Annotated in this window: 10 protein-coding genes, 1 pseudogene and 2 CRISPR repeat arrays; of the genes and pseudogenes, 1 reads left to right on the top strand and 10 read right to left on the bottom strand. The window is 67.8% G+C overall.

The genetic code is table 11. The features are described from left to right. Positions 1-29: 29 nt before the first annotated feature. Positions 30-995 (bottom strand): DUF2477 domain-containing protein, encoded by a 966-nt coding sequence (locus tag B086_RS0138090; RefSeq protein ID WP_018571698.1) that lies wholly within the window; start codon positions 993-995, stop codon positions 30-32. Between the two features lie 170 nt (positions 996-1165). Between B086_RS0138090 and B086_RS44410 the strand changes: the two are divergent. Then, positions 1166-1344: pseudogene (locus B086_RS44410) on the top strand (lipoate--protein ligase family protein); the annotation flags it as partial. A 156-nt stretch (positions 1345-1500) separates the two neighbouring features. Beyond that, positions 1501-2450: direct repeats of the CRISPR family, unit length 30 nt; unit sequence GTTCCGAACCCTCCAGGGTTGATCACCGAC. A gap of 89 nt (positions 2451-2539) precedes the next feature. Here the strand turns inward: B086_RS44410 and B086_RS0138080 are convergent. The 9 genes from B086_RS0138080 to B086_RS0138045 all read right to left on the bottom strand — a co-directional run bounded on the left by B086_RS0138080 (position 2540) and on the right by B086_RS0138045 (position 10880). Next, the gene (locus B086_RS0138080; protein ID WP_234029448.1) at positions 2540-2788 is read right to left on the bottom strand and encodes a CRISPR-associated endonuclease Cas2; all 249 of its coding nucleotides are present in this window, start codon (positions 2786-2788) and stop codon (positions 2540-2542) included. A gap of 21 nt (positions 2789-2809) precedes the next feature. Then, positions 2810-2959, bottom strand: coding sequence for a hypothetical protein (locus tag B086_RS45855; protein ID WP_018571695.1), 150 nt, complete (start codon positions 2957-2959; stop codon positions 2810-2812). Between the two features lie 81 nt (positions 2960-3040). Continuing rightward, positions 3041-3790, bottom strand: coding sequence for a CRISPR-associated endonuclease Cas1 (cas1, locus tag B086_RS41740; protein WP_018571694.1), 750 nt, complete (start codon positions 3788-3790; stop codon positions 3041-3043). Then, complete coding sequence (locus B086_RS0138070; protein WP_018571693.1) at positions 3791-4366, bottom strand: CRISPR-associated protein Cas4; 576 nt, start codon at positions 4364-4366, stop codon at positions 3791-3793. After that, positions 4363-6798 carry a CRISPR-associated helicase Cas3' gene (gene cas3, locus B086_RS0138065; protein ID WP_267880904.1) on the bottom strand — a complete coding sequence of 812 codons (2436 nt, stop codon included), beginning with the start codon at positions 6796-6798 and terminating at the stop codon, positions 4363-4365. Before cas3 ends, B086_RS0138070 begins: the two co-directional genes overlap by 4 nt. Positions 6799-6992: 194 nt before the next feature. Next, positions 6993-7694, bottom strand: coding sequence for a CRISPR-associated protein Cas5 (gene cas5 / locus B086_RS41735; RefSeq protein ID WP_199790815.1), 702 nt, complete (start codon positions 7692-7694; stop codon positions 6993-6995). A 5-nt stretch (positions 7695-7699) separates the two neighbouring features. Continuing rightward, entirely contained in the window at positions 7700-8758 is a 1059-nt protein-coding gene (gene cas7i, locus B086_RS0138055) for a type I-B CRISPR-associated protein Cas7/Cst2/DevR (protein ID WP_018571690.1), read from the bottom strand. Next, positions 8758-10197 carry a hypothetical protein gene (locus B086_RS0138050; protein WP_420712619.1) on the bottom strand — a complete coding sequence of 480 codons (1440 nt, stop codon included), beginning with the start codon at positions 10195-10197 and terminating at the stop codon, positions 8758-8760. The genes cas7i and B086_RS0138050 overlap by 1 nt, the downstream gene beginning before the upstream one ends. Further along, positions 10194-10880: a CRISPR-associated endoribonuclease Cas6 gene (locus B086_RS0138045; RefSeq protein WP_234029439.1), complete on the bottom strand. Its 687-nt coding sequence runs from the start codon at positions 10878-10880 to the stop codon at positions 10194-10196. Before B086_RS0138045 ends, B086_RS0138050 begins: the two co-directional genes overlap by 4 nt. A 274-nt stretch (positions 10881-11154) precedes the next feature. Continuing rightward, positions 11155-12109: a CRISPR direct-repeat array (repeat unit 30 nt; unit sequence GTTCCGAACCCTCCAGGGTTGATCAGCGAC). Positions 12110-12335 lie beyond the last annotated feature (226 nt).

The following is a 12335-nucleotide window of genomic DNA, read 5'->3' as shown; positions in this document are numbered from 1 at the left end:
GGAACCTAACACAGTTGTGGATTGAACGTTCAGGGTGTTCCGCCGGCCAGGACGCGCCCGGCGGTGCGGACGGCGGCCCGCTCGCTGGCATGGTGCCGGTCCAGTTCGGCGCGGTGGCCGGCGATCAGGCGTTCCTGGGCGCGTGCGTCCAGGGCGCGCACCGTGCGGAGGTAGCCGGTGCGCTGTTTGCAGCGGGCGTCGGCGACGGCCGTGCGCTTCTCGGCCCCGGTGGGCAGGTCCGGGTCGCCGCGCTCGCCGGAGAGCCGCAGCCGCAGGTCCTCCTCCCGGCGGTCGTCGCCGCGCTGGGCGTCGGCGGGGGTGGCGTAGTGGTACCCGGCGCCGCGCATGCAGGCCGACCAGGTCCGGTCGGCCCGCTGCCAGGCCGGGTTCTGCTCGGCGCGGCGACGGCTCTCGCCCCGCAGGGCCGACACCGGGTCGGGTCCGGTGCGGGAGCCGGTGCCACGGATCCGCCGCTCGGCCTCGCCCAGGCAGCCCCCGTCCGGGACCGGCCGGCCGTGCGCGCGGGCGGGCCCGCCGTCCGCCGGACTGCCCGTGAGCGCCACGTACTCGGGCATCGTCCAGGTCTTCTCGCGGGCGTGGGCGCGGTACGCGGCGAGGGCGCCCCGGTAGCCGTGGGCGGCGGCGTCGGCGGGGTCCTGGACGCCGTAGCGGTGGGCGTCGTCGCTGACGGCCACCAGGGTGAGGACCGTCCGGAAGGCGTCGGCGGGGCGCTGCGGCGGGCCGGGCGGGTGGCGCGGGTCCACGTCGGCGAGGCTGTCGAAGCCGAGGCGGCGCATGCACTGCGCGGCGAGCGTCCAGCGGGCGGCGGTGACCGTGTCCTGCTCGGCGTCCGTCAGCTCGAAGGCGTCCAGCGGCTGGGTGTCCCGGCCGCCTGCCGTGGAGCCGCCCGGGGGCCAGGTCCCGGCCCGGTCGCCGCACAGGGTGAGGCCGAGGCCCGCGGCGAGGAGCAGGACGAGAGGGAGGGCTCTGCGCATCCGCCCAGCCGATCAGGGCGGCACGGCAGGGTGCTGTGACGGAAGCCATAGTTCCGGGTCACAGGGGCATCACAGCGGGCGGGAACACCGCGGCCGTGCCGGGCGTTGCTCCCTGCGGCAGCAAGGGAGGCCCGGGAAGTGCACGGTGAGTAGTGAGTACCAGGTGCCCGACCGCCGAGGTCGCGACCGGGCAGCGGCCCCCGACGCCGCGGGTGCGGGAATCGGGGCCCCTGCGGTGATCATCGGCAGCCTCCAGTCGCTGCGCAACGAGGGGGACGCCGGCGGCGCCGCGCGGCACGGCATCGAGGCGGTGCGACGGCGGACCTCCGGCGGCGGCGCGACGCTCGTCGCAACGCGAGGGCACTGCTGCCTCACGTATCAGTGACCCGAGTCGGAGATTCTCTTGCAGCGGGCGTCGACTCTGTCGAGGATCTCGTCGGCGGTTTTCGTTCAGATGAAGGGTCCAGGTCGTCGATCCAGTCGGCGCCCCATGCCCGATATCGCGTTCACGAACCCTCCAGGGTTGATCACCGACGTCACACCAGGGGCGTTGATCGCACCTCTATGTGGTTCCGAACCCTCCAGGGTTGATCACCGACCCAGGACGGTGGAGACCATGGTGACGTCGGGGTTGCGTTCCGAACCCTCCAGGGTTGATCACCGACTCGACCCGCTCCCTGTACCTCCTGACCGCCTGTTCGTGTTCCGAACCCTCCAGGGTTGATCACCGACACGATCACCGTGTCTACCGCGCAGGTCTACGCGGGCCCGTTCCGAACCCTCCAGGGTTGATCACCGACGTCTCCTCAGTCGTAGTGCGCGGGTCGCTCCGTAAGTGTTCCGAACCCTCCAGGGTTGATCACCGACGGGCATCGAGGGCGAGGCGCCTGCGGTGGACCGTGGTTCCGAACCCTCCAGGGTTGATCACCGACTGCCCAAGCTCGACGTCAAGATGGGGGACACAGGCGTGTTCCGAACCCTCCAGGGTTGATCACCGACCCGTCCGGCAGGGGCAGCAGCATGACCGCCGCGTTCCGAACCCTCCAGGGTTGATCACCGACGGTAGACCCTCTCGGCCCACTCCCGCCAGGCCGCGTTCCGAACCCTCCAGGGTTGATCACCGACTCGGCCGCGTCCTCGCCGCCCTGACGCACGCCATCCGGTTCCGAACCCTCCAGGGTTGATCACCGACAGGAAGACCACGACCGCGAGGTCGGCGACGGTGGCGCGTTCCGAACCCTCCAGGGTTGATCACCGACGAGCATCCGGAAGTTGCCGCCCGAGGCGCCGACCGCGTTCCGAACCCTCCAGGGTTGATCACCGACGCCCGCGATCCACATGCCGTCCTTGTCCCATGCTGTTCCGAACCCTCCAGGGTTGATCACCGACGGTGGCGTAGCCGTACTGCGCCCAGCCGTCAGCCATGTTCCGAACCCTCCAGGGTTGATCACCGACCCGACGGTAAAGCCACAGCTCACAGCAGCAAGACGGCAAGCTCTCGTCTTCCATTCTGCAGCGGTCCGACGGTAGTGCATGTGACCAGGTCAGAGGATGTCTCCTGGGCCTCCGAGATCGACGCCGAGCGTGTGGGAGTCGATCAGTTCCGGGGATCTCGCGGTGTACGTGACGATGCTGTCGTAGTCGGTGTCGATGACGGCGGTGAGAGCTGCCATGAGGGAGCGGTACTGGGCTGCGGAGAGTTGGCCCTGGAAGACGCTGCGTTGGGTCCAGTGAAGGTACTTGCGGCAGGTTTTGAGGACTTTCGGGTTCCGCTCAGCAGCGGTGTCGTACACAAGGATGACGAACACGGACGTTCACCACCACGGCCGGAAGGGCTTGTACGGCTTGTCTTCCAGGCACAGGCGGACGAGTTTGAGTGCTTCCAGATGGATGAGTTCCTCGTAGGAGACTTTCCGTTTGAGGGAGCGGTGGTGGACGCTGGCGGCGAGTTCTTCCTTGACCATGCCTGCCACCTTCTTGCGGCCGTCCCTGCTGAGGGAGGCACGGCCCACATCGGTCTCGAAATCACTGGGTTTGAGTGTCTTCTATGCCGCTGCGCGGCGCAGCAGGCGTTCGGTGAAAAGGGGTTTGAAAGGTTCGGCAAGGTCGAGGGCGAGGGTGTTGCGTCGCCGGTCGGTGTCGGCGTGGAGGAAGCCGATGGCAGGGTGGAGGGGGGTGCTGCGCAGCGCGGTGAGAACCCGTGCGTAGACAATGCTGTTGAGGTAGCTGACAAACGCGTTGCCTGCATTGGTGGGAGGACGCCGGGTACGCCCGTTGAGTCGGAGCCAAGCGGGAAGCTGTGTGTCGAGGACTGCCCAGGCAGTCCGGCGGAAGTTGCCTTCCTGCCCCATGACGGCGTCCGGATCGTCGCAGTCGGGCAGTTTGGTGCTCAGACTCTCCAAGGCCGGGTTCAGGAGATCGGTGTCGAGGGCCCAGCGGAGGTTTTGTGCCGTGGCGTGGACGAGGGCTCGTGCGATGGTCATGCGCCGGGTGTGATCAGCGGTGATCTCGACCTGTCGGCGGACGACCGCGGCGGAGGCCATGGATTCGGCCGGAGCGAAGTGTCCGGCGTGGTTGCCGTAATGGTCGAGAACATGAAGGGTGATGCCGCTGCGGCTGAGGAGGGACATGACCGAGGTGTTGATGTCCACGTGGTCGAAAATGACGAGGTCCTGGATGTCGGTCACCGGGATGCGGACCGGTGCTCCGTCGACTCGTTCGATGCGAATGCTGTTGTCTTCTCTGCGGATGCGGCAGGGTTCGGTGAGCCAGTAGGTGCGGGTGGCGGCGGGCACTCAGTCTCCCCAGCAGTAGTCGCGGTATGAACACCCCCGGCAGGCTGAGCGCGCGAGGCGATCCGGTGCCTCGCCGGCGGCGATGACGTGCCGGGCTCGGCCTTCTGAGGCGAGGGCCTCGGAGCGGGCTTCGGCATCCCAGGGGACGTCCGTGGTCCGTCGGATCAGGGGGTAATGGACGACTCCGCCGCGTACACCGATCCCTCGTCGTTCCAGGAGCAGGCAGTAGTGGCGGACCTGTGCGGCGTGCGCAGGAGAGCGGGTGCGGGAGGACTTCGTCTCATGGACGACGGCACCAGCGGTGACCCAGTCGATCTTGGCTTCGCCGAGGTCCACGTCCCGACGGCGGGTGAACGTCGTCGCGTCGACCGTCTCTCCGAAGGCGACCAGGTCACTGCGCTGTTCGGGCCGATAGCCGCGGGCGTAGAGCCAGAGTTGCCGGGGGCAGTGATGGAGGTACTTGATGTGGACTCCGCCGACGGGGCTGCTCTCTTCCGGGTTGTCGTTTCCGTGATCCGGACGAGCGCGTTCGGCGGTGGGAGTGCTGATCGATTCTTCGGGGTCGGCGTGAGTCACAGGACGGTCTCCGGAGCGGTAGGTCGGCGGAGGCCGAGGACACAGTCGTATTCGCCGTCGGTGATGTACAGGCTGAGGTCACGGTCGAAGGCGGCTTCGAATGGCTTGAGCTGGCGGTAGCGCAGAGGGACAAGGAGCCGCGCGGCGAGAAGCGGGTCTCCCTGGGGCCCTTTGATGAGGCGGCGATAGGTGTCTTCGTCGGGCCGCCACAGGACTTCGACCCCGTCGAACTGCTCGCTGAGCGCCTCTTCGTAGTCACTGCGGTCGTGGAAGGGGTCCTCGAAGGTGAGGAAGGACTGGGCAAAGGAGTCACGGCAGCGTCGTGCTTCGTCGGACCATGCAGCGCCCCACTCGGTGGCGTAGGCGAGTTGGAGGAGACGATCGATGTCCTGTTCACCGAAGGTGCTGGTGCCCTCCGTGACAAGGGTGGTCAGGGCGAGCCATGCGGCGTCGACCGCGCCTTGGTCGTAGGGCAGGTGGCTTTCAGTGCGGTGGACTCGGAACTCGACGGGTCCGTCCGGGTGGCGGCCTCGTCGGTTGACCCGTCCGGCGCGCTGGGCGACTGCTTCGATGGGCGCGTTCTCCACCGCACCGCGGTCGAAGTCGAGTTGGAGGGAAACCTCCACCGCCTGAGTGGCAACGACAAGTCCGCCGCGGCGGACGCTGTCGTCAGCCGTGCGTTCAGGATGACGTGCCAGCAACCGGTGTTCCAGTGTGTCGCGATCCTGGTGGCGGAAGCGGGAGTGGAGCAGCAGGGCGGCATCCGGGTCGCCCGGGCAGGCATCCCGTGCGTCGTCGGCGAGTTCTTCGAAGAGGGTGCGGGCTCGGTCGACGGTGTTGACGACGACGAGGACGCTGTGTCCTTCGTGCAGCCAGCTACGGATCCTGTCGAGAGAGGCGGGGGCGGAAAGAGGTTCGGGGTCCAGGGCCAGGCGGTGGCGGTCGGGGGCGGTACCGGGTGCGGCGCGTACGAGGGTCACGGGAGCGGTCAGGCTTTCCTGAACGAGGCGGAGCAAGGGTGGGGCGAGTGTGGCGGACAGGACGGCGATCCGGCTTCCCAGGGTTTCCCACAGGCGCATGGCGGCGCACACACGCCCGAAGGTCTGGGGATCGTAGGCGTGGAGTTCGTCCAGGACGAACAGGGAGTTCGCCTGTTCCAGCAGTACGGAGGAGTGGCTGGGGCCGGCGAGTGCGGCCGTGAGCAGCTGGTGGGGGGTGGCCACTCTCATGCGCTGTGTGAACAGGCGCATGGCGTTGACCCGTGCGCGGGCCTGTTTGGCCATAGTCCTGGTCGGGTCTGCCCGGCCCGACTGCTGTGTCCCCGGGGAGCCGACGTCGGAGGTTCCTGTGGGGCATTCGTCGTCGGTGGCTTCTCTCAGGAGGGTGTGGGCGGCGGTGCCGTGCAGGAGGCCGATGTCGGGCAGCTCCTCGCCAGGTGCGGCGGTCAGGTCACGGCGGAAGCGGTCGCGGGCAGCGTTCAGTGAGGCCCGGTAGGGCAGAGTCCACACGAGGCGTGGCAGGCCGGGCATGAAGCGGATCTGGTGTGCGGCCCAGCCCAGCGCGGCTTCGGTCTTGCCGCTTCCGGTGGGCGAGGTCAGTACGAGGTGCCCGTCGGCTTGGGCGGCGTACCTCTGGTGGGGGTACGGAGGACGGGGAGGGTGGGTGTCGTAATCGGCGGGCAACGGCAGGTGGGTCTGTAGGGCTACGTGGGCGGAGCCGGCGTGGTCGGCCAAGGTCAGGGCTCCCTGGCCGAGGGCCGCCAGCAGCCCGGTTCCGGTTCGGGCGGGACCGTGGTGCGCGCCTGTCACGTCGAGGAGCGGGGCTCCGTTCCAGTGGTCGAGAAGGTCCTTGAGGAGGCTTCTGGCCCGGTCGGCGAGAGTACGTCCGTCGGAGGGGGCGGGCGGGGGGTCGACGCCCAGCATGCCGGCGAGCCAGGCGACCAGTTCGTGGTGGACTCCAGAAGTGACCTGGGGGACGGTGGCGCCGTCCGGCGTCTGAATGCGGGTGAAGGCTTTCTCCCAGTCCGTGTGCTGACCGTAGTTCGAGGCCAGACCGGGGCGTCGGTTGTCGGTTCCGTGGAGCGGCCGGTGATGGGTGGCCACCAGCACAGCGATCATGAGCCGGTCGTCTGCGCTCCAGGAAGCGGCGCGTGCGAGGAGGTCCACGTAGGCGAGGGACAGCACTTCATGACGTTCGCCCCAGGGCGGACCGCCCGGGAGAACCTGCCGCTGGAATCCCTCCGCGATCTTTCCGGTGTCATGAAGCAGCGCGGCCGCGGATACCCGCGTCCAGAAGGCGGGCTCGCAGGCGATCACGCCGACGTCACCGATGCGGGCACGGATGTCGTGGACCGTCTCCATGACGGTACGGGAGTGAGCGGTCAGGCGTTCCGGATCGTGCGCCGGCTTCGACTTCGCCCGTACGTCCGTCAGGCGGCGTGCCTGCTTCCGGGCCCGCTGAGAGATACCACACCCGCCGTCAGGCCGCCTGCCCCCCGGAAGCGCCCTCTGCCTGTCCGTACCAGCACTTTCAGCAGCAGTGCCGGGCTGGGGTGCTACTTCTCCCGGTTCTTTTCTCGGTCCTTTTCTCGGTTCTATTCTCGGCTCTTCTCCGGAATCGCCGCCGTTCAGATGGTCAGCAACCATACGGCCTGTCCCTGATCGTCCGTCCAGGCGTTCCGGACGGCCCCTTCCCCGGTGGGCGCATCGCACCAGAGGTAGTCGTCCCATCGGGTGGTGAGACGGTCGAAGGAGATGTGCCTGGCGAGGCGGTGCACCGTGGCGAAGGGAATGGTGTGCCCGCCAGCCGGTGCGAGAGCGTGGTCGACGCTCGCCTTCCCAGCCGGTTCCAGCACGGTCCGCGTGCTCTCTTCGATGTGGACGAGGTCCTGTGAGCGGCCGAGCCGCAGTGGCCAGCGGGGCCTGCCCAAAGCCTCGGCGACCCGGCCTCCCGCCGCGCCGGGAAGCCAAAGGGTGAGGTGGAGGTGGGCGAGGAAGGGCCGGTCTCTGATGGTCATACCTCCCTTGACGGCCCGGACGCGTCCGGCGACAGCCGGGTTACGACCGTCCGCGGCGATCGGGTGGTAGGTCTCGGCATCCACACCACCGCCTTCGGCCCATGCCGCCATGCCGAAAGGCAGCGTCTCCTCACGCTCACCCGTGGCAGCCGCCAGCAGTCCGCGTACCGTGGACGGCGGCGGCAGAGGAAGCCCGTGTGCCATGCCGGGGAACAGCGGGTCCCGAAACGATGCCACTGGCGCCCAGAAGCGCACCCGGTGGGCAGTCACCGGTTCTTCGCGCTCACCGGACACCGACTCGGTCGTCGTCACGCCGCTCACCGTGCCGGGTCGTCGAACCAGCCGTCGTGCCGGCCTTCGCGTAGCTCGGTGGCCAACTCCAGCAGGAGCGTACGCGGATGATCGATCACGATCCGGCCGGCGGCGAGTTCCTCCGCGCATTCCTTCTCGAAAGCGAGTCGCTGCTCATCATGGAAGCCCGGCCGCCAGCCGATCCGCACCGGAGGCTCCCACTCCCCCTCCCACGCGCCCAGTTCCTGACGCAGCACATCACCACGTAGGCGCGCGCCGACCCCCGGCTCGCTGTCGATGCAGTGGGCGAACGGATTCACCCCTCCCTGGAAAGGCACCACGACGAGCAGCGCTGGAACCCGGTCGCCGTAATGCAGGGCCTGCTTGGCTCCTCCGCTGAGGTGCGCGAGGGCCTCCAGCAAGAGCGCAGCCCGGTCCCGGCGTTCTTCCAGCGGAAGCCGAACGGCCGGCTGGTGGCGGAAATTGACCGGCGCCGCTCCCGCGGCAACTGCCTCGGAGACAGCGAGCGCGGCTTCCTGGCTGAGGTAGTTCGGTCGGCCGACACCCTCGGTGTCGGGCACGGTGAACGTGCCGATCCTGGGGACGTCAAGAAGAAACGGTGCGGCCAGGTCCGCCGTATAGAACTCGTGGCCGTGCAGCACGGGTTCGACGACACCTCGGGACATCACCCCGAAGTCCTCGGTGACGCGAACCGGTTCCACCGACAGCAGGGTGCCCAGCATGAAGGGACTGTCGCGCAGGGTGGTGGCGGCGTCGTCCTTCTTCGCCCCGGCACGCATGTAGCCGAACAGGTCATCGTCCGCGTAACGGGTCGGATTCGCCGCGGTGTTCGCCTTCTGCGCCTTGCCCTGCGCCTTGCCCACCCGGGTCACGGGCGAAGGAACCGCTCCCAGCTCCACCATGCCGTCACGAATCCAGCGCCGTGCGGCTTGCGCGGACACGTACGGATAGGACTGGCCCCGGATGCGGGCGTACTTGACCCGGGCCTTGGTGTCCTCGCCCTTGCCGTTGTTGGGTGCTCCCGCCTCCACGGCGAGAACCATCTTCCCCGTGAGATACGCCATTACATCTCCCCCATCTCGTCGCCGAGATCCTCGTCGGCAGGCTCCAGAATGGGCTGCTCCACCAGGCGCTCGGTCTCGTCGTCGATGCTGCCCGCCGCGTCGCTCACCTTGACACCGCGCTCCTGGATGAGCTGGATGACCCGACTGGCCAGCAGCATGCGATGCTCCCAGGCACGCGGACGCCGCTCGATGAACTGTTGCCAGTCCTCCGGCCCGGTCGCCACCGGCCTTCCGTCGAGCGTGAGGCGGAACTGCGCTGTGCTCAGGAGTCTGCCGAGGTGATAGTCGTTCAACGCGGCCTGCCGGTACTCCGCCAGCCGACCCCGCGGGCTGCCGCTGCCGTGCTCGATCCAGTCCGCGACCAGCGTCGCCACCGCTTCCAGGCGCGATTTCATCCCCAGGGTCTCCTCGGCGTAAGTAAGGGCTAGCCGGGTCAGCGCGGTCCGGTCTCGTACGTTCCACGAGTCCCCTCGCGGATGGAGCAGTCGGTGGAGAGTCCAGAGGAGGGAACGGCTATGGCTGCCATCGGCTTCGAACAGCAGCCGTGCCGCTTCGTCCGGGCCGCTCGTCACCACCTTGCCGTCGGTTCCTCGCCTGGTCAGGGACAGTTCGAGCAGACGCCAACCGCGCCGTGGTTCGGCGTTGCTGTCCACGACTGCCAGGAAGTGCGCGAGGGACTGGCGTGTCCTGACCACCCGCAACCACGGTTCCTGGTTGTCGTTCTTGAACGTCCACAGCGTCGCGGCGGCCTGCACGTCGGAACGCAGCGCACGTAGCGCCCGCACAGCGTTCAGTTCCGGGCGGGCACCAACTCTGCGCGCACCGAACCCCAACTGCATGATCCGCCGAGCGTCACGAATGTTCCGGGCGGTGAACGCCCGCTCCACTCCCGCGGCTTCACAACCCAGCACCGTGACGGACCCCGCCGTCACCCACGCCCCGTACGGCAGTGACCACGCGGCGATGCGGCACCCCCGGCACACCGGCCAGCCCGGCACGTTGGGCGGCAACGTGTTCAACGCGGTGTTGGTGTCGAACATCGGCAGCGTCGACTTCGCCCACACCGCACCGGCTCGTGCACCGCAGAAAGTACATGGCCACTCGGCTGTCGACGGGCCCTCCGCATCAGCGGCAAAGAGGGGAGTCAGCGCTTCACGCAGCACGGCGGCATCGCGCGGCCGCTGGCTGTGGGTGGCTTTCGAATTCGGGTAGAGGGCGAAAAGGACCTTCCACCAGTCGTACTCAGCGGTGTTCTTCTCCGCCATCGCCGCTCGCACGGCATCTTCGACCACGACCGCGGCAACACGATCCAGATCGCCAGCAGTCACTTGCTCCGGATCGGCCCGCCGGGCAAGCACTGCCACCGCCCAGGCGCCCGCACGCTGTAGCGGATGCCCCGTCGCGGTCAGCACACCCGGCACGACCGCTGTGCCGCTCACCGAATCCATCCGAACCCCTGGACGGTATCCAGTCCCAGCCCCCACGACCTCAATGCGTCCAGAAACCGCGGATCTCCCACCAGACCGACCCGCACCTTCGCGCCGATTCGCGGCGCGCCTCGAACGGTGAACCGGCGCCGGGGCCCCGCCTCCAGTACTCGTACGTCCTGCGGCGCCGGCAGACGGAGCACATCCGCCTTGTGCACCAGGTTGTGCCGAAGACAGTCCAGGAACGGAGCGTCACTCGGCAGGACATACCGGTCCTCGTGCTTGAGCACCACCGGTGTACGGGTCTCCCACTCAACCGACGCGCCCGGACCCACCACTGCCGGTTCGGGAACATCCAGCGCAAAGCCCCGGACCCGCAGCCTCGCAGCCCCCCACACGAGGTCGGTCCGACCGGCCAGTGCCGCGATGAGTGCCGAGGCGATCTGCGGCACCGGCGACCCGAACCAGATCGCCCCGTCCCGCGACGTCGTATAGACGCCCTTCTTCCGCGGCGCTCCCCTGAATTGCGGACTCGTCATCCCCAACGGACGCAGCGAGTGTCCCTGCCACCCCTTGTCGTGCAAAGCACGAGCCAGTTGCGGATCCTGTTCTCCCAGCAACCCATACATGACAGCACGCGCCGGACCGTGCACATCCTTCCAGCCCAGAAAGGGCACGTCCGTCTCGACGTCCACCCTGATTCTCACGAGCTCTCCGCATCCATGCGTTCAACCCAAGGCCAGCTCCGCCGGGGAGCACCCGGCCTGCTGCCGCCATATCGCTTCGCACCGTACCGAGGGTTGTTTCTCAAACAGGAGGAGAACCTGATAATCCCAGTAATGAGCCAGGAAAGATGGTATAAGCGGCCCGATTGGGTTGGCCTCGAGTGAGCTCCATGAAGCCATGGCCAGACATTCCAGGGTTGCTCACCGACAGCATCGGAAGCTTCACCACCGGCACAAGGTGGCCGTTCCCAACCCTCCAGGGCTGATCAGCGACCCACGGCATCGTCGCGGTCTCCCGCACCGACATCACGTTCCGAACCCTCCAGGGTTAATCAGCGACGAGCTGGACGAGCTTGTTCGTCACTTGCTGCCCCCGCGTTCCGAACCCTCCAGGGTTGATCAGCGGCCAGACGAGCGTCGAGGACAGCGGCCTGGGCGCGGAGGGGTTCCGAACCCTCCAGGGTTGATCAGCGGCCGGGGGTGCTGCTCTCTGATCGTGATCTCCGCCGGGGTTCCGAACCCTCCAGGGTTGATCAGCGACCGGGGTCGGCGGTGACGTCGAGGGCGGCCCGATGGCGTTCCGAACCCTCCAGGGTTGATCAGCGACCGGCGCTGCTATCGTGGCTCGGCGCGGACTCGCTGTTCCGAACCCTCCAGGGTTGATCAGCGACCCGTCGTCATCACCCACCTCGCGGAGGTGCCGGAGGTGTTCCGAACCCTCCAGGGTTGATCAGCGACTCCCGACCGGCTTCCCGGTCTCCGTGGTGAGGAGCGGTTCCGAACCCTCCAGGGTTGATCAGCGACGCAAGAATCTGCGACGCTGCCGGATCGGTCTCGGGTTCCGAACCCTCCAGGGTTGATCAGCGACTCCGCGCGGATGGGCACAAGATCGTGTGGGCGTGCACGTTCCGAACCCTCCAGGGTTGATCAGCGACCTCCCGGTTCGACACCTTCGCCAGCGCGGCGACCATGTTCCGAACCCTCCAGGGTTGATCAGCGACGAGCCGTTCGCCCGGATCGTCACCGACGCGATCACGGTTCCGAACCCTCCAGGGTTGATCAGCGACCTCCGAGCATGTTGGAGATCCACGCGCGGGAGCGTCGTTCCGAACCCTCCAGGGTTGATCAGCGACGCGCCGTCTCGTCCGTGAGGCGACCACGTACACCGTGTTCCGAACCCTCCAGGGTTGATCAGCGACCCGAGGGTAAAGCCGCAGGTCGCGTCTGCTCTCGCAAAACTCTCGGCAAGGAAGACTGCAGCAACCGGCCGGTAGTGCAACTGTGCAGGTCGAAGCGCTCCCTCACTATATCGTCAGCCGGTTCCGCTTGAGTCTTCTCTTTCCTGGTTTCCTACCAGCAACCGCTACTGCTTGCTCGCCCCGGTGCAGGTCCCACATCAGCCGCGGAGGCGAAGAGCTCGCGGCC

It is taken from the genome of Streptomyces sp. PsTaAH-124 (assembly GCF_000373685.1).
Lineage (GTDB): Bacteria > Actinomycetota > Actinomycetes > Streptomycetales > Streptomycetaceae > Streptomyces > Streptomyces andamanensis.
Note: the sequence above shows the minus strand (reverse complement) of the source record. Positions and strands in the feature narration are given on the sequence as shown.